Source organism: Streptomyces sp. NPDC049541 (genome assembly GCF_044465725.1).
In the GTDB taxonomy this organism is placed as follows: Bacteria; Actinomycetota; Actinomycetes; order Streptomycetales; family Streptomycetaceae; genus Streptomyces.
This window is the reverse complement of the sequence record NZ_JBITLY010000007.1, coordinates 51141-72927: the sequence shown is the minus strand read 5'-3', so window position 1 is coordinate 72927 and position 21787 is coordinate 51141. Positions and strand designations below refer to the sequence as shown.

The following is a 21787-nucleotide window of genomic DNA, read 5'->3' as shown; positions in this document are numbered from 1 at the left end:
TCTCCGGGAACGCAGGCTTCACCGGATGCTCCGGATACGCGGGCTTCACCGGCTGCTCCGGATGCGCAGGCTTCTCCGGGAACGCAGGCTTCACCGGGTGCTCCGGATACGCGGGCTTCTCCGGGAACGCAGGCTTCACCGGGTGCTCCGGATACGCGGGCTTCACCGGGAACGCAGGCTTCACCGGATGCTCCGGATACGCGGGCTTCACCGGGAACGCAGGCTTCACCGGGTGCTCGGGAAAGGCGGGCTTGACCGGCTGCTGCGGGTACGCAGGCTTCTCCGGGAACGCAGGCTTCACCGGCTGCTGCGGATAAGCCGGCTTCACCGGATGCTCCGGATACGAAGGCTTCGCCGGGAACGCAGGCTTCACCGGCTGCTGCGGATAAGCCGGCTTCACGGGATACGCAGGCTTCACAGGCTGAGCCGGATAAGCGGGCTTCACAGGCTGCTGAGGATAAGCAGGCTTGACAGGCTTCACCGGGTACGCAGGCTTCACCGGCTGCTGCGGATACGCCGGCTTCACGGGGTACGCAGGCTTCACCGGATGCTCCGGATACGAGGGCTTCGCCGGATAAGCAGGCTTGACCGGTTGCGCTGGATACGCCGGCTTCACGGGATGCTGCGGATAAGCAGGCTTGACCGGATGCTCCGGATACGCCGGCTTCACCGGATGCTGCGGATAAGCAGGCTTCACCGGGTGCTCCGGATACGCCGGCTTCACGGGATGCTCCGGATACGAAGGCTTGACCGGATGCTGAGGGTACGCCGGCTTCACCGGATGCTCCGGGTACGCGGCCTTCGCAGGCTCCTGCGGATGCGCCGGCTTCTCCGGGTGCGCGGGCTGAGCCGGATATGCGGGCTCCTCCGGATGCGCCGGATGGGCCGGCGGTGCCGGGGACGGCGGGTGCGGGGTGGTGAGGTGCTGGGCGTAGGCGGTTCCCGCGTTCGACAGCGCGGCGGCGCCAAGGGCGGCAGCCATGACAGCTGGCGTCAGAACGGATCGCCATCGCGGCGATTTCGTCATCTTCTCCACTCTCCTCGACTCGGTTCGGGGCTTCATGACGGCCGGTCAGTACCAAGAGCCGGATAGTGGAATGATCAGAAAATCGGAGACATGAATAACGCTCTGACGGCCATAAGCCACCGGATGGTGTAGCGCGGGAGGCCAGTTGGCCCGGCCGGCGGCGAGGGTTCGGCCCGCACGGGCTCATGCCCCGGCCAGGTTCAGAAGGCGACGGCCACTGCCCCACCGGATGCGCGCCCGGGCGGCGCACCTCACCCAGCAAACGACTCCAGACCGAGGGGGCAATTACCGCAATTGTCCGCTTTGATGCGTATAGTTCCTCGAGGGTGCGGGCAGTGACCGCTACCCGAACCACGGCCATCACCCCTCCACTGCGCCACCCCCGGCCGCCCCACGAGCAAGGAGCACCAAAGAGTGAAGCCTCAGCGCAAGAGCAGGCCGCGCGCCCTGGCGGCAGGCTCAGCGGTCGTCTCCGGTGCCTTGCTCCTGACGGCCTGCGGCTCGAGCGGCAAGTCCGCGTCGTCCGGCGGATCGTCCACGGCTGTCGCGCCGACCACGACGGCCGCCAGCGGCGGCAAGTGCGGCAAGGCGGCCCAGGTGAAGGCCTCCGGCTCGACCGCGCAGGAGTTCGCGATGAAGTTCTGGATCAAGAACTTTATGCGAGCCTGTCCCGGCACTCGGATCAGCTACGAGGGCAACGGCTCCGGCGCCGGCCAGACCGATTTCCTGCAGGGCAAAACCGCCTTCGCGGGTTCCGACTCCGCACTGAGCGCCGCCCAGATCACCCAGTCGAAGAGCGTCTGCTCCGACGGCGGCCGGGCCATCCACCTGCCTGCGGTCGGCGGCCCTATCGCCATCGGCTACAACCTGCCGGGCGTCAGGAAGTTGGTTCTGGACGCCGCCACGCTCGCCAAGGTCTTCGACTCCCGGATCACGAAGTGGAACGATCCGGCGATCACGAAACTCAACCCCGGCGCCAAGCTGCCGTCGACGGCGATCCGGGCGTCCCACCGCTCCGATTCCTCCGGCACCACGGACAACTTCACCTCCTATCTGAGCGCCGCCGCACCGAGCGCCTGGCCGCACGGACACAGCAAGGAGTGGAAGGCCAAGGGCGGCGATGCGGCCAAGAAGTCCTCAGGCCTCGTCGACCACGTGAAGAACACGGTGGGTGCGATCGGCTACGTCGAGCTGTCCTACGCGATCGCCCGGGACATTCCCACCGTCTCCATCGACACCGGCGCCGGCACTCCCGTCGCCGCCAGTGTCTTCACGGCTTCCAAGGCGATCTCCACTGCCAAAATCGCCGGCAACGGTGACCTCGTGCTCAAGCTCGACTACGCGACCAAGACCCCGGGTGCGTATCCGATCGACATGGTCACGTACGAGATCGTCTGCGACAAGGGCAACAAGCCGGCCACATGGCCCGCCACCAAGGCGTTCCTGACGTACATCGTCGGCGTGCAGGGTCAGCAGGACCTGAGCTTCGAGGGCTATGCGACGCTCCCGGCCGCCATCGTGAACCAGGTCCGCAGCAAGATCAACAGCCTGTCCTGACCCGACGGGACCAAGAGGCTTCAGCCGCCCGCGGTCACGGCCTTGAGCTCGTCCAACGACTCCCGCATGAACTGTGCCATGGGGCGTTCCTCGGCCGCTTCGACCCAGCGCTCGAAGCCGATCTTGAAGACGGCGACCCCCGCCTCGGCGGTCAGGCTCGCGGCCGGCTCCGGCACTCCGCGCCGACGCAGGGCGTCGGCGAGCGCGGCCGAGAGTGAGGCGAGCTTGATCAGCTCGCGCTCCTGGAGTACCGCGTTCGCCAAGATGACGGCGTGTCTGCGCCGGGCGTGTCCGTGGCGGCCGACGAACGCGACGGAGACCGCCTCAAGGCCGGCCGCGACCCCGTCGATCGGCGCCGCGGATTGCGGGGCCTCGGCGACCGCGTTCACAAACAGTTCCTGCAACGCGCTGGAACCGCCGAACAACACCTCGCGCTTGTCGGCGTAGTGGCGGAAGAAGGTCCGCTCGGTGAGGCCGGCCCGTTTGGCGATCTCCGCCACGGTGGTCTGTTCGTAGCCGCGCTCGCCGTAGAGCTCCAACGCCGCTTTCGCCAGGCGTTCGCGCGCGTTCGGCTCCCATCTGCTCATGAGCAGATCCTACGTGATGACAGCCCCTGACATCACATGCTAGCGTCGATGACAGTCACTGACATCGACAGTTTGGGGCTCTCCCATGCGCATCTTCGTGACCGGCGCGTCCGGCTGGATCGGCTCCGCCCTCGTTCCCGAACTCCTGGACGCCGGGCATCGGGTCGTCGGGCTCGCCCGCTCCGACGCCTCGGCCGCCGCCCTCGCCGCCGCCGGTGCGGACGTGGTCCGCGGCACCGTCGACGACCTCGACGTCCTGGCCGGCGCCGCCGCCGCATCGGACGGGGTGGTGCACCTCGCCTTCAAGCACGACCTCGCCTTCACCGGTGATTTCCAGGGCGCCGCCGAGGCCGACCGACGCGCCGTCGACGCTCTCGGCGAGGCACTGGCCGGCACCGACCGCCCCTTTGTCCTCGCCTCCGGGCTGGTCGGCCTCAAGCCCGGTCGGCTGTCGAACGAGCGGGACATGCCCGCGGTCGACGGCTCGCCGGCGTCCATACGCTCCGCCACCGCCACGGCGCTGCTCGCACTTGCCTCGCGCGGGGTGCGCTCATCCGTGGTACGGCTGTCGCCGACCTGCCACGGCGAAGGGGACAACGGGTTCATGGCCACCCTGGTCGCCATCGCCAGGGACAAGGGTGTCTCCGGCTACGTCGGCGACGGCACCAACCGCTGGCCCGCCGTCCACCGTCTCGATGCCGCACGGCTGTTCCGCCTGGCGGTGGAGAAGGCACCGGCGGGCACGGTGCTGCACGGCGTCGCCGAGGAGGGCGTCCCGATCCGCGAGATCGCCGAGGTGATCGGCCGTCACCTCGATGTGCCGGTGGCCTCGGTGGCTCCCGAGGCCGCAGTGGAACACTTCGCCTGGCTGGGCCGCTTCCTGGCACTCGACGGCCCGGCCTCCAGCGCCCTGACCCGCGAGCTCCTGGACTGGCAGCCCACGGGCCCCGGCCTCCTCGACGACCTCGACAAGGGCCACTATTTCCGCACCCCGGCCACCACCTCCTGACCTCGCGGCCGTACTCGCGGCCGGCAGAGGAAAGCCCTGCACGCGCGACGACCGGACCGACCGCCACCTGCCGGTGGGACCGCCCGGGATACGCTCCGATGCATGCCAGATGCTGATGTGTCGTACTTCCCGGCCCGTGACGGTGTGCGCCTGGCCTACCGGGAAGCGGGCCGGGGCAGACCGCTGGTGCTGCTGCACGGCATCACCGGGGACTCGACGATGTGGCTCAGCCACGGCCATGCCGAGACGTTCGAGGCACGCGGACACCGCGTGATCATGCCGGACTTCCGTGGGCACGGACGGAGCGCCAAGCCTCATGACGCCGCCTGCTATCCGCCCGACGTGCTGGCCGACGACGGTCTCGCGCTCCTCGACCACCTCGCACTGAACGACTACGACCTCGGGGGATATTCACTCGGGGCACGCATGGTGGTGAGGATGCTGGTGCGCGGCGCGACACCGGGTCGAGCGGTGGTCGCCGGCCAGGGGCTGCGCGAGGTGCTCGGCCTCGGCGGCGGGGCGGGGTCATTTCTGCGGCGGGTCTTCGCCGGGTCGGGTTCGTTCGATCCGGGCTCGCCGGAGGAGCGGGCCGACCAGTGGCTCCGGTCCAGTGACGCGGATCCGGTGGCTCTGCTGCACGTACTGGATTCGGTCGTGCCCACGCCGATGGAGCAGCTCGGCCGCATCCAGGTGCCGACGCTCGTGGTGATCGGCGCCGACGACGAACGCAGCGCCACGGCCGACCAGTTGGCCGCGGCGCTGCCGAAGGGCACCGGCGCGGTGGTGCCCGGAGACCACGGGACGGCGGCCGGTGGGCCGGAACTCACCGCGGCGATCCTGGATTTCCTCGCTGTCCATTGAGCGTCTCCCCGACCGGGGCTCGGGCAGAACGGGTCAGGAAGCCAAAGGCGTTCAGGTACGGATCAGTTCCAGCGCCTGCCTCAGGTTGTGCTCGGCGATGCCCGCCATGAACGACCGGTCGGGGAAGTCGCCGTCGAGGAGCCGCAGCGGCCCCGCCGTCAGCGAGAGCCGCTGGGCCAGCAGGTAGAGCGCGAGCCGGTCCTCGTCCAGTCCGCCGGCCGCCAACGGCCCGTAGGCGTCGTGCAGGCGGATCCGCAGGAAGACATGCTCCCACTCGACGTCGAAGTACATCGTGCCCTCGATGTCGATCAACACCGGGTTCCCGTCCGGGTCCACCAGCACATGGTCGGGGCCCAGTTCGCCGTGTACGACCGCGTACTGCGAGCGCGGCCGGACCGCCGCCGCCAGGCCCAGCAGTCGCTCCTCCAGTCGCTCGCGTACCGCAGCGATCCGCGGGTCCCGCGACGCCGCCTCGGCGAGGTCCCGCAGGGCCCGCTCCAGTACGACGCCCTCGCACGACGTCCCGCGTGACGTTCCGCCTGCTTCGACCACGGCCACCTTGCCATAGCCAGGCGCCCGGTGACGCCGCATCGTCTCCAGCGCCTCCCTGAGCCGGGCCATGACCGGGGCGGCCGCGCGGGGATCGCGTGCGAGCAGGTGCTCCAGGCTCTCGCCCGGGAGGTCCTCGACGATCGCGAGGTCGGCCGGGCAGTGGGCGCCGTCGCGGTCGACCAGTCGGATCGCCGGGACGCGGACGCCGAGCGCGTCCAGTCGCGCGTGCGCCGCCTCGAACAGGTCGAGTCCGAGACCGGGCGAGAACGGGTCGGTGAGGTCGTCGTCGCCCTCGGCCGTCGGCCAGTAGTTCTCGGTGTCGTCCCACAGGTAGGCGATCGCGGTCGTCGCGTCGTCCATCACCAGGCGGTACACGCCCTTCTTGCTGCCGCCCGCGATCCGCCGGGCCGCTTCCAGCCGCCGCCCGGCGCCGAGCGCGTCCCGCGCCGCACTCGCCAACTGCTCCCGCTTCGCCGCCCTGAGCGCCACGTCCCGAACCGCCCCTCCGTCACGACAACCCGCGCACCTTACGGGAGCAGCGATGCGCAGTCGACGGGTCTGCTCTACCGGGCAGAACATGCCGCTCCCGGTGTGATCCCGACCGGAACGGGAAAGGCCTGGGCGTCCGCTGCGGGGAAGTGCTTCGCGGATACGGGCCCAGGCCGCCGCCCACGCGCCAAGGTGGCGTCAGGCGGGATGCGGGGCGGTCGTCGCCGGAGCGGCCGCCGCCTTGCGGGTCTCGCGCAGGAACAGCAGTCCGCTGGCCACCATCAGTGTCGCGGTCAGGCAGTGGACGCCGAGCGCGGTGGCCACGGAGCCATGGTGGGCCAGCACGGTGGCCATGTCGCCGTATGCGGCGAGGGCCTCCACCGTCAGCGCCCAGCCCAGCGCCCGGCGCTGGCCCGTCACGAGCAGGGCGCCCAGGACCAGGGCCATGACGACGTCGCGGATTCCCTTGATGATCAGGAATCCACCGCCGTCGCCGGACGGCCAGCTCGGCAGACCGAAGGTCGGCGCCGTCGTCTCCGGGCTCAGGATGAACTCCCCTCCGAACCAGAGGATGAAGAGGATGAAGGCGGCGGCCAGGACGGTGTTGATCTTCTTCAGCGACATTGTTCTCCCCCTTAGCGAATCTTCGTCAGCTTGGTGCGTTTCATGGAGCCTGCGGCGCGTGAGACCGCGGGCTCAGACGAGGGCGGCGACCAGCAGCGCGAAGGCGGCGATGAGCACGGCGACGCGGACGTAGTGGTAGCGGTTCCAGCGGTTCAGCTGCTGCTTCCAGTCGGCGGGCCGGTTGTCCGGTGTCCACGTCTTGTTCCGGTTGTTGATCGGGACGAGCAGCAGAACCGACATGATCACGCTGAGGATGAGCAGCGCGCCGGCGGTGACGACGAGGCCGGTGCCGTGGTGGTGCCACCCGGCGACAGCCCAGATGCCGGCGAGGACGAGTGAGCCGATGTACCAGAACGGCATGACGGCGCCGAGCATCCGGCCCCCGTGGGCATGGCCGAGTTGGCCGCTGTCCTCCGGGAGGGCGTCGAGGATCCGGTTGATGACGAAGGCGACGGAGAACTCCACCCCCACCATCACGCCGACGACCACGGTGGTGAAGACCTCGAGTGCAGCGAGCATGATGACGACCTCTCCTGAGATCTAGCATTGCTAGCGGATGAGGCAACGCTAGTACTACTGCCGCTCGATTGTCTAGCGGTGCTAGGATTCGAATCATGTCGGTACAGGAACGCAAGCAGCGCGAACGGGCCGAGCGCGAGCGCCTCATCGTGGCGACGGCCCGCGAACTCGCAGAGCAACAGGGCTGGGACGCGGTCACCACCCGCCGGCTCGCCGAGCGCATCGAATACAGCCAGCCCGTCCTCTACAGCCACTTCCGTGGCAAGCGCGAGATCATCGGCGCCGTCGCCCTCGAGGGCGCCGCCGAGCTGGCCGCGGCGGTGCGGGCCGCGACCTCCGCCGCGAACGGCCCGCGCGAGCGGGTCGCCGCACTGGCCCGCGCCTACCTGGACTTCGCCGAGCGCAACCCGGCCGTCTACGACGCCCTGTTCCAGCTCGACGGCGGCCTCGCGTACGCGCAGGAGGACACACCGGAGCCACTGAAAGACGCCTTCGCCGCCCTGCTGGAGACCCTGGGCGGGGTCGCCGGGGACGGCGTCCACCCGGGGCTGTACACCGAGACGTTCTGGGCGGCCCTGCACGGCCTTGCCACCCTGACCCGGGAGGGACGGCTGCCGCCGGGCGACACCGAGCAGCGGGTGGAACTGCTGGTGGACCGGCTCGCCGTCATCTGACCCACCGTCCTGACGGGACCCGCCACTGCCCGCCTCGTCGCCCTCGCCAAGGCGGGCGGTCTCCGAGGATCCGCAGTGGGCGCAGGCCCAGGTCGGCCTTGGGGAGCCACTCCACGTTCAGCTCCGACCTGCACCGCCGGCTGGAAGGTCCGCGTCAGCGGCGCCCCGGCCCGGGCCCACCCCGACCACGACAGCCGCCGAGAAGGACCGTCATCGGCGTATATGAGGGATCAGCGCCGGGACTCGAGCGCGGTAGGCGTCGTAGGACGTGCCGAACCGGCCGGCCATGAGGGCGTCCTCGATCCGGACCCGGCGCAGCAGCCACGGTATGGAGACCACCATCAAGGCGATCCAGACGCCGAAGCCGCAGGCGAGCATGGAGCCGGCGATCAGGCCGAGCAGGCCGGTGTAGATCGGGTGGCGGACCAGCCGGTAGGGGCCGTCGGTGCGCAGCTCGTGGTGGTCCCGGACCATCGGGACGCCGGCCCACATGGTGCCCAGAACCCAGCGGGCCCACAGCAGCAGCGCGGTGGAGGCGACGGCGAGCAGAGCGCCCAGGAGGGCGAGTTCGGGCTGCCAGAACTGCAGATGGCGCCAGAAGCCGCGGGAGTGACGGACCAGCGTGGAGAGGGCGAGGACGCCCGCTGCCAGCAGCAGCCGGCGAGGCAACGTGTGTCGAAGCCCGTGTGCCCAGCCGCGCAGGCCGGCCCGGCTCTTCACGCCGAAGTAGACGGCGCCCACGATCCAGGCCACCACGAAGACCAGGATGCAGACACCGCTGAGAGCGACGAGCGCCGAGTGGAGAGAACCCATGCCTCAAGCGTGCTCCGCGCACCCGGTGGATCACCACCACCCACGGGTCGATGGAGAGGCCTCCACCCACGGGCGGAGGTGGCTGAGTCCCTGCGTTCAGCCCAAGGGGTTCACCGTGTCGCGCAGGGCGGCGAGGGCGGGTGCGTACATCCGGGTCCTGATGGTGGCGAGCGTGTCGCCCGCCTTGGCGGCCAGGGGCCGCGCGAGGGCGAGGGCCGTCGTGCGGACGCCGTCCTCGTCGACGGCGTGGTCGACGATTCCGGCGGCCAGGGCGTCGTGGCCGCCGTAGCGGCGGGCGGTGACCATGGCCTCGTGGGCGGTCCGCGGCGTCAGGCGGGACTGGATGAGGGCGGACATGCCGGGCGTGAAGGGGATGTTGATGTCGGCCTCGGGCAGGCACCAGAAGCCGCGGTCGGCGCGCATCACCCGGAAGTCGTGGGCCAGCGAGAACATGGCTCCGGCGGCGAAGGTGTGCCCCTGCAGCGCGGCCACGGTGACCACCGGCAGGGACAGCAGCCGCGCGAAGAGGGCGTGCACGGAGACGACGTAGTCCGTGTGCTGGTCGGCGTGTGCGAACAGCCAGTCCAGGTCCAGGCCGTTGGAGTAGAACTTGCCCGTCGCCGTGGTCACCAGCGCTCGAGGCCCCTGCGCCTTCTCCACCTCGTCCAGCGCGGCGTCGACGGCGGAGATCCAGTCGGGGTGGAAACGGTTCTCGCCGTCTCCGAGATCGAGGACGTAGACGTCGTCTTGGCGGTCGAGTACGGGCATGGCGGCTCCCTCGGGCTGGGCGGTCACGGGCCACCTTTGCTACCGACAAGTAACTTACGCAGTCGCCGGTGGAACGTGCAAGAGGTGCCCTCCCCCGACGTTCCGCCGCGCTGGCGGCCCTTGAGATGGCGTGCTCTCCTGGGAGTGTCTGCAGGAGAGCACCCCGATGCGTCACATACGGACCTCCACATCCGCATCCGCCCGGTCGCCCGCGCCGACCGGACCGGGTGGGGGCCTGCTGCCGACGCGGGACCTGGCGCTCGCCTGGCTTCTGGTCGTCCTGATCGCGGTGCCCGCCTGGGCGCTGACCATCGGGCAGGCCCGGGACATGGGGGTCGAGCCGGGCACGATGGGGATGGCGCTGCCGCTGTTCCTGCTGCTGTGGGTGACGATGATGGCGGCCATGATGCTGCCGTCCATGGCACCGGTGGCCATCACCTGGGTGCGGGGCATCGGACGGCAGTCCTCCGGCTGGACGCGGACCGGACGCACGACCGGGTTCGTCGGCGGGTATCTGCTGGTGTGGACCGCGTTCGGGCTCCTCGCCTACGGGGCCCTGGCCCTCACCGGCGCGCTGGTGGACGACCATCCCACCGCCGGACGCTGGATCGGAGCGATGGCCTTCCTGCTGGCGGGCCTGTACCAGCTCGGCCCCCTCAAGTACGTCTGTCTGCGGCACTGTCGCGATCCCCTGAGCCACCTGGTGCGCTACGCCGGGTTCCGCCGGCCGGCCCGAGACCTTCGGGTGGGTGTCCATCACGGCACCTACTGTGTCGGCTGCTGCGCGGGGCTGATGGTCGTCCTGATCCCGCTCGGGGTGATGAACGTGGCGGCGATGGCCGGGCTGGCCGTGGTGATCTTCGTCGAGAAACTGTGGTCCCGCGGCCCACTGCTCGCGCGGGCCATGGGTGTCGCCTTCCTCGTGCTCGCCGTGCTCGCCCCGTTCCAGGACTGGCTGCTTCCGGGACTGCAGGGATCGATGCCGTCGATGGACGGTATGTGACCGACCTGCTTCGCTGGACACTCGGAACGGCACATCAGCACTGAGCAGCGAACCCATTCCCCCACCGGAAGCAGAAGTAGGTGCCCTGTGGAAGCGATCGGCCACGCGCTGTCCATCGCCGGGTCCATGACCTGGGAGGTCACCTGGGCACTGATCCTGGGTTTCGCCTTGTCGGCCGTGGTGCAGGCGGTGGTGCGCCGGTCGACGGTCGTCCGGCTGCTGGGTGACGACCGCCCGCGCACGCTCACCCTGGCGGCCGGGCTGGGGGCGGCCTCGTCGTCCTGCTCGTACGCGGCCGTGGCCCTGGCCCGTTCGCTGTTCCGCAAGGGCGCGAACTTCACGGCGGCGATGGCGTTCGAGATCGCCTCCACCAATCTGGTGGTGGAGCTCGGCGTCATCCTCGCGCTGCTCATGGGCTGGCAGTTCACGGCCGCGGAGTTCGTCGGCGGGCCGGTCATGATCGTCGTACTCGCCGTGCTGTTCCGCCTGTTGCTGCGCGAGCGACTGCTGAGCCGGGCGCGGGAGCAGGCCGAGCGCGGGATCGCGGGTTCGATGGAGGGCCACGCGGCCATGGACATGTCGGTGCGGGCGGAGGGCGGCTTCGCGCGGCGCCTGTTCTCCCGGGCCGGCTTCACATCCGTGTCGCACATCTTCGTCATGGAGTGGGCGGCGATCCTGCGGGACCTGGTGGCGGGGCTGCTGATCGCGGGGGCGATCGCGGCCTGGGTGCCGGACGACTTCTGGCGCACGTTCTTCCTTGCGGAACATCCGCTCGCCGCCAAACTGATCGGCCCGCTGGTCGGACCGCTCGTGGCCATTGCCACGTTCGTCTGCTCGATCGGCAACGTGCCGCTGGCCGTGGTGCTGTGGAAGGGCGGCATCAGCTTCGGCGGGGTGATCGCCTTCATCTATGCCGACCTGCTGATCCTGCCCATCCTGAACATCTACCGGAAGTACTACGGCGCCCGGACGGCCTTCTTCCTCCTCGGCACCTTCTTCGCCGCGATGGCCGTCGCCGGCTACGTCGTCGAGTTCGCATTCGGCGGGCTCGGCCTCATCCCCGACCAGGCCGATGCCACCGTCCCCGAGGAAGGGATCACGTGGAACTACACGACCTGGCTCAACCTCGTCTTCCTGCTGCTGGCCGCGACCCTGCTCGTACGGTTCTGGCGTACCGGCGGCCCGGCCATGCTGCGGATGATGGGCGGCTCACCCGACGCCGGGGAACACGGGCACGGGCACACCCACACTCCGGGGGAGGTGTGAGAAGGGTCTGTGGGGTTAACCCCCATGCGCATCGACCGGCCTGCCGGATGGTCGGCGACCGGGTGGCTCCAGAAGTCTGGACGTGGTCGTTTCACCCGTACAGACAAGGGAGTTGAGACATGCCGACCCGTCGTGCCGCCATGCTGTCGGCCATGGGAGCACTCGCAGCGTCCGCCGTCCCGGCACGAGCGGCGGCCGCCGGGCCGCGCACGGCCGGGCCGGTGCGGCTGACCTTGCCCGCGCCCAGCGGGCCGTACCCGGTGGGGACCGTCTCGCTGCGGCTCGTCGATGCCTCGCGGGCCGATCCGTGGGTCGCGTCGCAGCCGTACCGGGAGCTCATGGTCGGCATCCGCTATCCGGCCCGGACCGTCGGCGGCTGTCCGGCCGCACCTCAGATGCTTCCCGGCGAGGCCGCCGGTTTCGCGGCCCTGAACAGCTTCACCGATGTGCCGAGCAGCCGGGTCGACTGGGCGGCCACCCGTACGCACGCTCACGAAGGCGTCCCGGTCGCTCGGGACGGTGGCCCGTTCCCGGTCGTCTGCTACTCCCCCGGTGCCGGGGACCCGCGCTCCCTGGGCACGACGCTCTGCGACGACCTCGCCTCCCGGGGCTACGCCGTGGTGACCCTCGACCACACCTATGACGCCTCGGCCGTCGAGTTCCCCGGCGGCCGCGTCGAACGCTCCGTGCTGCCCGCGGAGTTCGCCAAGGCGTACCCGGACCAGCAGCGCATCACCGCCCTGTTGCGCAAGACCATGGACGTACGGGTGGCCGACGCCCGCTTCCTCCTCGACGCACTGCCGAGCGCCCTGCCCCAGGTCCTGTGCGGCAGGCTGGACTTCGGCCGCATCGGCATGTTCGGCCAGTCGGCAGGCGGCTTCACCGCCCTGCAGACCATGCACGACGACCCGCGCATCGCAGCAGCCGCCGACCTGGACGGTGTGCTCGCGTACGTCCAGGAGGACAGCACCCCCGGCAACCTGTCCACCGTGGCCGCCGAGGGCCTCGACCGCCCCTTCCTCCTGATCGGCAAGGACGGCAACGACCTCGGCACGGTGCCCTCCTGGCGGGCCCTGTGGCGGAACAGTCGTGGTTGGCACCGGGGCTTGAGCCTGAGGGGTGCGCAACACGCCACGTACACCGACGCCGAAGCCATGATCCCGCAGATCGCCCGGGGGCTCGGCCTGCCCCGCAAGACCGTCGTCGAGAACATCGGCACCATCGCCCCGCGGCACGCGATCACCGCCCAACGGGCCTACGTCGCCGCCTTCTTCGACCGCTGGCTGCGCGGGCGGGACGACGGCGGCCTGTTGGACGGCGCATCCGGCCGCCCTCCGGAGGCACGGTTGTTCTGAGAGCTGTGCGGTGGCTGTCAAGATCCGGGAATCGGTGGCCTGAACCTGCACCGCCCGCTACGTTGTCGCTTGCCCACAGGCGCGAGGGGGCGGCGGTCGAGGGGGCCGCCGGTCCAGGACGAGGAGCGTGTCATGACCGAGGAACCGGCCACCGACCGCGAGGCCGTGCTGGCGCGGCTGGATCTGACCACCCCGCACTCGGCACGGGTGTGGAACTACTGGCTGGGCGGCAAGGACAACTACGCCCCCGACCGCGCCATGGGGGACCAAGTCCTGGAGTACTTCCCGGAGATCGTCGACTCCGCCCGGGCCGACCGGGCGTTCCTCGGCCGTGCGGTGCGCCATCTGGTCGGCGAGGCGGGCATCCGCCAGTTCCTCGACCTGGGCACCGGCCTGCCCACCGCGGACAACACGCACGAGGTCGCCCAGCGGCTGGCCCCCGAGACGCGGATCGTCTACGTCGACAACGACCCGCTGGTCCTGGTGCATGCCCAGGCCCTGCTCACCAGCAGCCCCGAGGGCGTCACGGACTATCTGGACGGCGACGTCCACGAACCCGGTCCGATCCTCGAAGGCGCCGCCCGGACGCTGGACTTCAAGCAGCCGGTGGCGCTCATGCTGCTGGGCATCATGCAGTTCGTGAGCGACGACGAGCAGGCGTACGAGATCGTCGACCGGCTCGTCTCCGCCCTGCCCTCCGGCAGCTATCTCGCGCTCGCCCATCCCACCGCCGAGGTCCACACCGAGGCCATGACGGCGGCGGTGGCCAGCTGGAACGAGCAGGGCTCGGCGCCGATGAGGCTCCGCAGCCGCGAGCAGTTGCTGCGCTTCTTCGAGGGGCTGGAACTGCTGGAGCCGGGCGTGGTGTCGTGCTCGCGCTGGCGTGCGGAGCAGCCAGAGGTCGGCGAGATCGTCGACGTGACGCAGTTCTGCGGGGTGGCCCGCAAACCCTGAGACGGCCGTCGAGGGCCGGTCGTCACGACCGGCCCTCGAGGATGTCGTGGGCCTTGCGGACCGCGTCGATGTTCCAGCGGCGCTGCTTCTCCAGCTTCGCCCGGTTCTTGGCGATGAGCACGTTCTGGATGCGTACGTCGACGGCGTGCACGGTGCGGACGTAGCCGGTCCGCTGCTTGCAGCGGGCGTCGGCGGTCGCCGTCTGCTTCTCCAGGGCCGAGGGTGCGTCGGGGTCTTGGGGCCGCGCGGTCAGCCGCGCCTCCAGTTCGGCGCGCCGACGGTCCTCGCCGATCTGGGCGTCCCAGGGCGTGGCGTAGTGGTAGCCCGCTGTGCGCATGCAGGCCGACCACGCCTTGTCCGCCTTCTTCCAGACGGGGTCCTTCCTGCCCTGCTGGAGGCTCTTGGACTCCAGCTCCAGGACCGGGTTCCTGCGGTCCTGCGGGTTGCTCCCGTAGATCGCACGGTCCGCCTCGCCGAGACAGCCGCGGCGCGGGATGCGGTGTCCGTGGACGGACTTCGGGTCGTCGCCGAAGAACTCACCGGTGAGCGCGAGGAACTGGGAGAGGGTCCAGTTCCTCCGCGGGTAGCGGCGCTCGTACTCGATCCGCGCCGCCTGATAGCCGTGGCGCGCGGCCTGCCGCGGGTCCTGGATGCCGTAGCGGAAGTCGTCGTCGGCGTATGCGACGGCCGTGAACACGCCCGTGCCCGCCGGGCGTCGGGGCCAGTCGGGCAGGGGGTCGATGTCGAGGTTCTTCAGGTCGGCGAACCCGAGGCGGACCATGCACCGCTTGGCGAGCGTCCAACGGGCCGTGCCGACGGTGTGTCCGGCGTCGGACAGGTCGTACGCGGCCAGCGGCAGGAATCGCGGGTCGTTCGACGAGGTGGGACCGGTCTCGGGCGTCGGAGAGCCGGACGGCTGCCCGCACCCCGCGAGGGCGAGGGTGGAGGCCAGGAGCAGTAAGAGGGGGGCGGCTGCGCGCATGGGGCCAGCTCATCAGGGGCCGAGGGCGGCAGACCGTGGTGGAGGCCACAGTTCCGCGTCACAGCCGCATCACAGGTGTCGCATACGGCCCCGGACGCGACCGCGTCGCCCTCACCTCGGCAGAGGTGAGGGCGACGGGCACAACGGTCAGCCGGCCGCGAGGAGCTCCAGTGTGTCGATCACCCGGTTGGAGAAACCCCACTCGTTGTCGTACCAGGCGACCACCTTGATGTGGCGGCCGTCGACGCGGGTGAGGGCCGAGTCGAAGATGGAGGAGGCGGGGTTGCCGGTGATGTCGGAGGACACCAGCGGGTCGTCGGAGTACTCGAGGACGCCGGCCAGCGGGCCCTCGGCAGCGGCACGGTAGGCGGCCAGAACGTCGTCGCGGGTGACGTCGCGGGCGACCGTCGTGTTGAGCTCGACGATCGAGCCCACCGGGACCGGGACGCGGATCGAGTCGCCCGACAGCTTGCCGTCGAGGCCGGGCAGCACGAGGCCGATCGCCTTGGCGGCGCCCGTCGTGGTGGGCACGATGTTGATGCCGGCGGCGCGGGCGCGGCGGGCGTCGCGGTGCGGGCCGTCCTGGAGGTTCTGCTCCTGGGTGTAGGCGTGCACGGTGGTCATGAAGCCGTGCTCGATGCCGGCGAGTTCGTCGAGGACGGCGGCGAGCGGGGCGAGCGCGTTGGTCGTGCAGGAGGCGTTCGAGACGATGGTGTGGAGCTCGGGGTCGTACGCGTCGGTGTTGACGCCGTAGGCGAGGGTGACGTCGGCGCCGTCCGAGGGTGCGCTGACGAGGACCTTCCTCGCGCCCGCGTCGAGGTGGGCGCGAGCGGCCTTGGCCGAGGTGAAGCGGCCGGTGGACTCCAGGGCGACGTCGACGCCGAGCTCGGCCCAGGGCAGCTGTGCCGGGTCGCGTTCCGCGAGGACCTTGATGCGCCGGCCGTCGACGACGAGGGTGTCCCCGTCGACGGTCACGGGGCGGCCGAGCCGCCCGGCCGTGGAGTCGTAGGCGAGCAGCCGGGCGAGGGTGGCGGGCTCGGTGAGGTCGTTGACGGCGACGATCTCGATGCTGCTGTCGCGTTCCAGCAGGGCGCGCAGCACATTGCGGCCGATGCGACCGAATCCGTTGATGGCGACGCGAGTCATGAATACCCCTTGGTGTCTCTGCGGCTCGTCTGGGTTCACCACCAGGCTCGCGTGCGAGGGCCGTGGGCGGCCGTGGCGTGAGCGCCATGGTTCGCAAGGATCGCGCCAGGCGCCGGGCCCGGCTATTCGCCGCGGGTGAAGGTGCGCCGGTACTCACTCGGCGTGGTCCCCAGGATGCGCTGGAAGTGCAGGCGCAGATTCGCGCCGGTACCAAGACCCACGTCGTTCGCGATCTGCTCGACACCACGCTCCGAGCGTTCGAGCAGCTCACGCGCGAGGTCGATGCGGGCACGCATGACCCACTGCAAGGATCGCGCCAGGCGCCGGGCCCGGCTATTCGCCGCGGGTGAAGGTGCGCCGGTACTCGCTCGGCGTGGTCCCGAGGACGCGCTGGAAATGCAGGCGCAGATTCGCGCCGGTACCAAGACCCACGTCGTTCGCGATCTGCTCGACACCACGCTCCGAGCGTTCGAGCAGCTCACGCGCGAGGTCGATGCGGGCACGCATGACCCACTGCATCGGCGTGTATCCGGTGTCCTCGGCGAAGCGCCGCGAGAAGGTGCGCGGTGAGACCGCGGCGTGCTGGGCGAGGGTGTCGAGGCTGAGGGGTTCGTCGAGCCGGTGCAGGGCCCACTCGCGGGTGGCGGCGAAGCGCTCGCCGAGCGGTTCGGGCACGCTGCGCGGCACGTACTGCGCCTGGCCGCCGCTGCGGTAGGGGGCCGCGACCAGGCGCCGGGCCGCGTGGTTGGAGGCGGCCACGCCGAGGTCGCCGCGCAGGATGTGCAGGCACAGGTCGATGCCGGAGGCGGCGCCGGCCGAGGTGAGGACGCTGCCCTCGTCGACGAACAGGACGTTCTCGTCGACCTGGACCAGCGGATGCTTCTCCGCGAGGGCCCTCGTGTAGTGCCAGTGGGTGGTGGCGCGTTTGCCGTCGAGCAGGCCGGTGGCGGCGAGCGCGAAGGCGCCCGTGGAGATGGCCGCGAGGCGCGCGCCCCTCTCATGGGCGGCGATCAGCGCGTCGACGACGGCCCGCGGCGGGTCCTCGCGGTCCGGGAACCGGTAGCCCGGCACGAACACGATGTCGGCCCACGCCAGCGCGTCGAGCCCGTCCGCGACGTGGTACGCCAGCCCGTCGCCGCCGGTCACCAGCCCGGGAGCCGCCCCGCACACCCGCACCTCGTACGGCATGCTCGCCCGGGTCGTGAACACCTGCGCGGGAATGCCGACATCGAGCGGCTTCGCGCCTTCCAGGACCAGGACGGCGACGCGGTGGAGGCGGGAGCTGGGCACGGGAAAAGGGTACGAGGGGTGTGCCGCCATCGGCGCCCGGCACATGGCCGGACGCCGTCACCCCTTCGATCACCTCACGTCAGGCCGGTGAGGGGACCACCCGGCGCAGACGGCGGGCGAAGAAGCGGCTCACGGCCTCGAACCGGGGCAGCTGCTTGTGCCGGCCCGCGTTGACGTGCAGGGTCTTCTCCGCCGAGGCGAAGGCACCGGACAGCGCCAGACCGGCCTCGTGCGGGACGTACTCGTCGTCCCCTTGCATGTCGAACTCGATCGGGACGGTGAGCTGCTTCGCCTTCTCGGCCAGGACGTCGCGCCAGTGGAGGCCGAAGACCGCCGCGGTGATCCTGGGTTCGGCCGCCGTCAGGGGCACGCCGATCGCGGTGCCCATGGTCGGGCCCCTTCGCGGGGCTGGGCGGCGTGCGGCGCAGGCTCGAGCCGGTGCGTGTGGTCAGCCCTCGCGACCCACCTGATGTGCCTCTTCGTGTGCTGACCTACTCGCCCGGGTAGCGCACTCCGATGCTTGTGCGTACGGCGTCCAGGGTCGCCATGACCGCGAGTGTGCCGTCCAGCGGGACATACGGCGACTCGGTGAGGCCGGCGCGCAGGCAGCGGGCCACCTCCAGGGCCTCGTGGGTGTAACCGTTGCCCGGGGAGGCCGGCAGGCGGATCTCCTCGGGCTCGTGGCCCCGGCGGTGCAGGGCGAAGCCGCCCGCGTGGAAGAAGTCGCGGGCGAACTCGATGCGGCCCAGGGTGCCGTTGACCGAGGCGTGCTGTGCGGTCTCGGTGCTCAGGGAGCAGGAGAGCACCGCGACGGCTCCGCTGTCGTAGCCGAGCAGGATGCCGGTGTTGTCGTCGACTCCCCCCTGGTTCAGGTGTGCCCAGGCCGAGACGGCGTCGGGGGCACCCAGCAGCAGGTGTGCGAAGGAGACGGGGTAGACGCCGAGGTCGAGCACGGCGCCGCCGCCCTGGGCCGGGTCGTGCAGCCGGTGCGTGGCGTCGTAGGGCACGGTGATGCTGAAGTCGGCGTGCACGGAGCGGATTTCACCGATCGCACCGTCGGCGATCAGCTCTCGCATCCGCAGCACGGCGGGGTTGACGTAGGTCCACATCGCCTCCATCAGGAAGACGTTCCGCTTGCGGGCGAGCGTCACGAGGTCCTGCGCCTGGGCCAGGTTGAGGGTGAGCGGCTTCTCGCACAGCACCGCCTTCCCGGCTTCCAGGCAGAGGGCGGCTGCCGCACGGTGGGCCGAGTGCGGGGTGGCCACGTAGACGACGTCCACCTCGGGATCCACGGCCAGGTCCTGCCAGCTGCCGTGGGCCCGGGCTATCCCGTGCCGGGAGGCGAATCTGCGGGCGGCGTCGGTGCTGCGGGAGCCCACGGCGACCAGTTCGGCGTCATCGGGGATCAGGCGCAGATCCTCGGCGAAGGCGTGCGCGATGCCACCGGTGGCGAGGACACCCCAGCGGACGGGGCGTGTTCCGGTCATGGGCTCGTGCCCTTCCGTAGTGCGTGAGTACGTGGTTGCCGTTGTACCTCAGGAACGCATGGCAGAGGCTGGGAGGGGTTCATGATCGACGTCATTATTGCCGGGGCGGGCCGGCGAGGAGGCGACTCCGACCGCGCGAAAGACCGGACAGGCGTTCGCGTTGCCGCCCGTGACGCAAAGCCGGGGGACGGGCATCTACTGGGCCTGGCCCAGGCGTTGACGCGGCGTGCGGGCAACGGGGCCGAAAAGCATGGGGAATTGGCCGACCCGCGCCCCCCTCCCCCTGAGTGGCTGATGTGGTCCGATCACTAGCATAAGAGCCCAAGACAACCAATCGACGGGCTCGCTGGATGCGGGCCGGTCGGGGTCGCCGATGCCAGGGACCGCTCCCCGGGCTGCGGTGATCTTCCTATCCAGGAGGACCTTCCGCATGTTCCGACGTATTGGCGCCACGGTCGTCCGACATCCCGTCTGGACGATCGTGGCATGGCTGATCGCGGCGGTGGCGATCGTCGCCACCGCACCGAGCCTGCCCTCGAACAGTGACGAGAGCAGCTTTCTGCCGAAGAGTTACGAGTCGATCAAAGCGGCGGATCTCCAGGAGAGGGCGTTCCCCAGCGCCTTCACCCCGTCCGCGATCGCGCTGTACCAGCGCACCGACGGCGGCACACTGACCGCCCAGGACAAACAGGACGTCGCCCGGATCACCACCGAACTGGGCAAGAAGCACATCGACCAGGTGCAGAAGGTCGTCCCCGGCCAGCCGTCCAAGGACGGCAGGTATGACCTGACCCTGGTGCAGATGGACAGCAAGAACGCCGGCCAGCCCAAACAGGCCGATGCGGCCAAGGTGTTACGCGAGGACGTCAAGGCGCTGACCAAGGGCACCCACCTCGACGTCAAGCTCGGCGGCTCCGCCGCGCAGGCTCTCGACCAGCAGGATTCGTCCAAGCGCGGTCAGGCCCTGATCGGCATCGGCACCTTCGTGATCATTCTGGTGACCCTGTTGATCATCTTCCGGGCGCCGATCCTGGCCGTACTCCCCCTGGTCCTGATCGGCCTGGTGTCGGCGATCGCCAACGGGCTGATCGCGTACGCCACCAAGCTGTTCGACCTGCAGGCCAACAGCTCGATCTCGTCGATCCTGATCGTCGTCCTGTTCGGCGTGGGCACGGACTACTTCCTGTTCCTGATGTTCCGCTACCGGGAACGCCTGCGCGCCGGCGACGAACCCAAGCAGGCCATGGTCAACGCGGTCGCACGGGTCGGCGAGGCCATCGCCTCGGCCGCCGGGGCGGTCGTCATCGCCTTCCTCGCGCTGGCACTGTCGACTCTGGGCTTCCTCAAGCAGATGGGCCCGGCGCTCGCCATCGCGGTCGCCGCCACGCTGGTCGCGGGCCTGACCCTGATCCCGGCCGTGGTGTCGCTCATCGGGCCGAAGGTCTTCTGGCCCTCGAAGTCCTGGCAGCGCGAGCCGGACAACGCCCGGTTCGCCGCCCTCGGCCGGGGTGTACAGCGCCGCCCGGCGCTCACCGCGGTGGCATCCGGACTGGTCCTGATCGCGCTGTCGCTCGGGACGTTGGGCTACAAGGCCACGTTCGACCTGGCCTCGGGCTCGATGCCCAAGACCAAGGAGTCCATGATCGTCCAGGACGAGATGCAGAAGGCGTACTCGGCGGGCGCCGCCGCCCCCACCGACGTCTATCTGTCCAGCACCGACGGCAAGCCGCTCGACAGGGCCGGCTTCACCGGGTACGCGGCGAAGCTCGGGGCCGTGGACGGCGTGGCGAGCGCCCGGATGTCCCAGGTGAGCAAGGACGGCACGACCGCCGACTTCACCGTCACGCTCAAGTACGAGGCCTCGACGGACAAGGCGATCGACACCGTGGGCAGGGTGCGCGACGTCGCGCACACCGACGCTCCCGACGGCACCGAAGCCCTCGTCGGCGGCATGTCGTCGATCTACAAGGACATCAACACCGCGGTCAACCACGACTACCGGACGGTCTTCCCCGTCGCCGCCGCCCTGATCATGGTCATCCTGGGGCTGCTGCTGCGCAGCGTGGTCGCCCCCTGGTATCTGATCGCCTCCGTGGGGCTGGGCTTCGGCGCCACCCTCGGCGCCACGGTGTGGATCTTCCAGGAAGGTCAGGGGCACTCCGGACTGATGTTCATGCTTCCGGTGATCATGTATCTCTTCGTGGTCGCCATCGGCACCGACTACAACATCCTGATGATCGCCCGGCTGCGCGAGGAGGCCCGCGAGGGCCGCGACCCGCGTGAGGCGGCCGGCATGGCGCTCCGGCACGCCGGGCCGACCGTGGCCGCCGCGGGCTTCATCCTGGCGGCGACCTTCGCCACGATGATGCTGGCGGGCAACGCACTGCTCACGGAGATGGGTTTCGCGGTCTCCTTCGGCATCGCGGTCGCGGCCTTCGTGATGGCGATGTTCTTCACCCCGAGCCTCACCGCTCTCATCGGCCACGCGGCGTGGTGGCCGGGCCACGGGGACCGGGCGGAGGCCGCGGCGGACGCGGACGCCGGATCCAAGGGTTCCGACACCGCGGCGGGACAGGGCCGGAACTCCGTCGCACATGATCCTGCGGGCCGGCGCAGTTAGTACCGCGCAGGTGTGAGGGGGGGGGGGGGGGGGGGGGGGGGGGGGGGGGGGGGGGGGGGCCGGGGCGGGCGGGCGCGCGGGCGGGGGCCGGCCGGCGCGGGGGGGGGGGGGGGGGTGTGGGGGGGGGGGGGGGGGGGGTTGGGGGGGGGGGGGGGGGGGGGGGGCGGGCGCCCCGCCCCCCCCCCCCCCCCCCCCCCCCCCCCC

At 70.5% G+C, this 21787-nt stretch carries 20 protein-coding genes and 2 pseudogenes; 9 read left to right on the top strand and 13 right to left on the bottom strand.

Going from position 1 to position 21787, the window contains the following annotated elements; all coding sequences use genetic code 11:
* A pseudogene (locus tag ACIBW9_RS25850) lies at nt 1-1036 on the bottom strand (hypothetical protein); the annotation flags it as partial.
* Nucleotides 1037-1441: 405 nt separating this feature from the next.
* Between ACIBW9_RS25850 and pstS the strand changes: the two are divergent.
* Nucleotides 1442-2584 carry a phosphate ABC transporter substrate-binding protein PstS gene (pstS, locus tag ACIBW9_RS25845; protein ID WP_398958843.1) on the top strand — a complete coding sequence of 381 codons (1143 nt, stop codon included), beginning with the start codon at nt 1442-1444 and terminating at the stop codon, nt 2582-2584.
* A gap of 20 nt (nt 2585-2604) precedes the next feature.
* Here the strand turns inward: pstS and ACIBW9_RS25840 are convergent, their stop codons facing one another.
* Nucleotides 2605-3171, bottom strand: coding sequence for a TetR/AcrR family transcriptional regulator (locus tag ACIBW9_RS25840; protein ID WP_398958841.1), 567 nt, complete (start codon nt 3169-3171; stop codon nt 2605-2607).
* Between the two features lie 85 nt (nt 3172-3256).
* On the opposite strand from ACIBW9_RS25840, the gene ACIBW9_RS25835 reads away from it, so the two are divergent.
* A complete protein-coding gene (locus ACIBW9_RS25835; protein WP_398958839.1) occupies nt 3257-4180 on the top strand; it encodes an SDR family oxidoreductase in 924 nt (307 codons plus the stop codon).
* 102 nt (nt 4181-4282) lie between these two features.
* Nucleotides 4283-5041, top strand: a complete 759-nt coding sequence (locus tag ACIBW9_RS25830) for an alpha/beta fold hydrolase (RefSeq protein ID WP_398958837.1) — start codon at nt 4283-4285, stop codon at nt 5039-5041.
* Nucleotides 5042-5092: 51 nt separating this feature from the next.
* On the opposite strand, the gene ACIBW9_RS25825 is transcribed toward ACIBW9_RS25830, so the two are convergent.
* The 3 genes from ACIBW9_RS25825 to ACIBW9_RS25815 form a co-directional block, all read right to left on the bottom strand.
* Nucleotides 5093-6082, bottom strand: a complete 990-nt coding sequence (locus ACIBW9_RS25825; protein WP_398958835.1) for a phosphotransferase family protein — start codon at nt 6080-6082, stop codon at nt 5093-5095.
* 198 nt (nt 6083-6280) lie between these two features.
* Nucleotides 6281-6706 (bottom strand): DUF4267 domain-containing protein, encoded by a 426-nt coding sequence (locus ACIBW9_RS25820; protein ID WP_398958832.1) that lies wholly within the window; start codon nt 6704-6706, stop codon nt 6281-6283.
* Between the two features lie 72 nt (nt 6707-6778).
* Nucleotides 6779-7225, bottom strand: coding sequence for an anthrone oxygenase family protein (locus ACIBW9_RS25815; protein ID WP_398958831.1), 447 nt, complete (start codon nt 7223-7225; stop codon nt 6779-6781).
* Between the two features lie 95 nt (nt 7226-7320).
* On the opposite strand from ACIBW9_RS25815, the gene ACIBW9_RS25810 reads away from it, so the two are divergent.
* On the top strand, nt 7321-7899 hold the full coding sequence (locus ACIBW9_RS25810) for a TetR/AcrR family transcriptional regulator (protein ID WP_398958829.1): 579 nt from the start codon (nt 7321-7323) through the stop codon (nt 7897-7899).
* A gap of 210 nt (nt 7900-8109) precedes the next feature.
* On the opposite strand, the gene ACIBW9_RS25805 is transcribed toward ACIBW9_RS25810, so the two are convergent.
* Both ACIBW9_RS25805 and ACIBW9_RS25800 read right to left on the bottom strand, forming a co-directional pair.
* The gene (locus ACIBW9_RS25805; protein WP_398958827.1) at nt 8110-8712 is read right to left on the bottom strand and encodes a methyltransferase family protein; all 603 of its coding nucleotides are present in this window, start codon (nt 8710-8712) and stop codon (nt 8110-8112) included.
* A 96-nt stretch (nt 8713-8808) separates the two neighbouring features.
* Complete coding sequence (locus tag ACIBW9_RS25800) at nt 8809-9480, bottom strand: enoyl-CoA hydratase-related protein (protein ID WP_398959667.1); 672 nt, start codon at nt 9478-9480, stop codon at nt 8809-8811.
* A gap of 166 nt (nt 9481-9646) precedes the next feature.
* On the opposite strand from ACIBW9_RS25800, the gene ACIBW9_RS25795 reads away from it, so the two are divergent.
* The 4 genes from ACIBW9_RS25795 (at nt 9647) to ACIBW9_RS25780 (ending at nt 14058) form a co-directional block, all read left to right on the top strand.
* A complete protein-coding gene (locus ACIBW9_RS25795; protein ID WP_398958825.1) occupies nt 9647-10483 on the top strand; it encodes a DUF2182 domain-containing protein in 837 nt (278 codons plus the stop codon).
* A gap of 87 nt (nt 10484-10570) precedes the next feature.
* Nucleotides 10571-11749: a permease gene (locus ACIBW9_RS25790; protein ID WP_398958823.1), complete on the top strand. Its 1179-nt coding sequence runs from the start codon at nt 10571-10573 to the stop codon at nt 11747-11749.
* A 119-nt stretch (nt 11750-11868) separates the two neighbouring features.
* On the top strand, nt 11869-13104 hold the full coding sequence (locus ACIBW9_RS25785) for an alpha/beta hydrolase family protein (protein WP_398958821.1): 1236 nt from the start codon (nt 11869-11871) through the stop codon (nt 13102-13104).
* Between the two features lie 132 nt (nt 13105-13236).
* Entirely contained in the window at nt 13237-14058 is an 822-nt protein-coding gene (locus ACIBW9_RS25780; RefSeq protein WP_398958819.1) for an SAM-dependent methyltransferase, read from the top strand.
* A 22-nt stretch (nt 14059-14080) separates the two neighbouring features.
* On the opposite strand, the gene ACIBW9_RS25775 is transcribed toward ACIBW9_RS25780, so the two are convergent.
* The 6 genes and pseudogenes from ACIBW9_RS25775 to ACIBW9_RS25750 form a co-directional block, all read right to left on the bottom strand.
* The gene (locus tag ACIBW9_RS25775; RefSeq protein ID WP_398958817.1) at nt 14081-15040 is read right to left on the bottom strand and encodes a hypothetical protein; all 960 of its coding nucleotides are present in this window, start codon (nt 15038-15040) and stop codon (nt 14081-14083) included.
* A 147-nt stretch (nt 15041-15187) separates the two neighbouring features.
* Nucleotides 15188-16186 carry a type I glyceraldehyde-3-phosphate dehydrogenase gene (gene gap, locus ACIBW9_RS25770; protein ID WP_398958815.1) on the bottom strand — a complete coding sequence of 333 codons (999 nt, stop codon included), beginning with the start codon at nt 16184-16186 and terminating at the stop codon, nt 15188-15190.
* A 122-nt stretch (nt 16187-16308) separates the two neighbouring features.
* A pseudogene (locus tag ACIBW9_RS25765) lies at nt 16309-16491 on the bottom strand (helix-turn-helix domain-containing protein); the annotation flags it as partial.
* Between the two features lie 28 nt (nt 16492-16519).
* Complete coding sequence (locus ACIBW9_RS25760; RefSeq protein ID WP_398958813.1) at nt 16520-17476, bottom strand: GlxA family transcriptional regulator; 957 nt, start codon at nt 17474-17476, stop codon at nt 16520-16522.
* Nucleotides 17477-17555: 79 nt separating this feature from the next.
* Complete coding sequence (locus ACIBW9_RS25755) at nt 17556-17864, bottom strand: hypothetical protein (RefSeq protein WP_398958811.1); 309 nt, start codon at nt 17862-17864, stop codon at nt 17556-17558.
* Nucleotides 17865-17967: 103 nt separating this feature from the next.
* The gene (locus tag ACIBW9_RS25750; protein WP_398958809.1) at nt 17968-18963 is read right to left on the bottom strand and encodes a Gfo/Idh/MocA family protein; all 996 of its coding nucleotides are present in this window, start codon (nt 18961-18963) and stop codon (nt 17968-17970) included.
* 430 nt (nt 18964-19393) lie between these two features.
* On the opposite strand from ACIBW9_RS25750, the gene ACIBW9_RS25745 reads away from it, so the two are divergent.
* Nucleotides 19394-21583 (top strand): MMPL family transporter, encoded by a 2190-nt coding sequence (locus tag ACIBW9_RS25745; protein ID WP_398958807.1) that lies wholly within the window; start codon nt 19394-19396, stop codon nt 21581-21583.
* Nucleotides 21584-21787: the final 204 nt, after the last annotated feature.

Excerpts from the sequence above, each read along its gene's own strand:
- ACIBW9_RS25840 (WP_398958841.1), bottom strand. The coding sequence starts at position 3,171 with ATGAGCAGATGGGAGCCGAACGCGCGCGAACGCCTGGCGAAAGCGGCG.
- ACIBW9_RS25835 (WP_398958839.1), top strand. The coding sequence starts at position 3,257 with ATGCGCATCTTCGTGACCGGCGCGTCCGGCTGGATCGGCTCCGCCCTC.
- ACIBW9_RS25830 (WP_398958837.1), top strand. The coding sequence starts at position 4,283 with ATGCCAGATGCTGATGTGTCGTACTTCCCGGCCCGTGACGGTGTGCGC.
- ACIBW9_RS25820 (WP_398958832.1), bottom strand. The coding sequence starts at position 6,706 with ATGTCGCTGAAGAAGATCAACACCGTCCTGGCCGCCGCCTTCATCCTC.
- ACIBW9_RS25815 (WP_398958831.1), bottom strand. The coding sequence starts at position 7,225 with ATGCTCGCTGCACTCGAGGTCTTCACCACCGTGGTCGTCGGCGTGATG.
- ACIBW9_RS25810 (WP_398958829.1), top strand. The coding sequence starts at position 7,321 with ATGTCGGTACAGGAACGCAAGCAGCGCGAACGGGCCGAGCGCGAGCGC.
- ACIBW9_RS25805 (WP_398958827.1), bottom strand. The coding sequence starts at position 8,712 with ATGGGTTCTCTCCACTCGGCGCTCGTCGCTCTCAGCGGTGTCTGCATC.
- ACIBW9_RS25800 (WP_398959667.1), bottom strand. The coding sequence starts at position 9,480 with ATGCCCGTACTCGACCGCCAAGACGACGTCTACGTCCTCGATCTCGGA.
- ACIBW9_RS25795 (WP_398958825.1), top strand. The coding sequence starts at position 9,647 with ATGCGTCACATACGGACCTCCACATCCGCATCCGCCCGGTCGCCCGCG.
- ACIBW9_RS25785 (WP_398958821.1), top strand. The coding sequence starts at position 11,869 with ATGCCGACCCGTCGTGCCGCCATGCTGTCGGCCATGGGAGCACTCGCA.
- ACIBW9_RS25780 (WP_398958819.1), top strand. The coding sequence starts at position 13,237 with ATGACCGAGGAACCGGCCACCGACCGCGAGGCCGTGCTGGCGCGGCTG.
- ACIBW9_RS25775 (WP_398958817.1), bottom strand. The coding sequence starts at position 15,040 with ATGCGCGCAGCCGCCCCCCTCTTACTGCTCCTGGCCTCCACCCTCGCC.
- gap (WP_398958815.1), bottom strand. The coding sequence starts at position 16,186 with ATGACTCGCGTCGCCATCAACGGATTCGGTCGCATCGGCCGCAATGTG.
- ACIBW9_RS25755 (WP_398958811.1), bottom strand. The coding sequence starts at position 17,864 with ATGGGCACCGCGATCGGCGTGCCCCTGACGGCGGCCGAACCCAGGATC.
- ACIBW9_RS25750 (WP_398958809.1), bottom strand. The coding sequence starts at position 18,963 with ATGACCGGAACACGCCCCGTCCGCTGGGGTGTCCTCGCCACCGGTGGC.
- ACIBW9_RS25745 (WP_398958807.1), top strand. The coding sequence starts at position 19,394 with ATGTTCCGACGTATTGGCGCCACGGTCGTCCGACATCCCGTCTGGACG.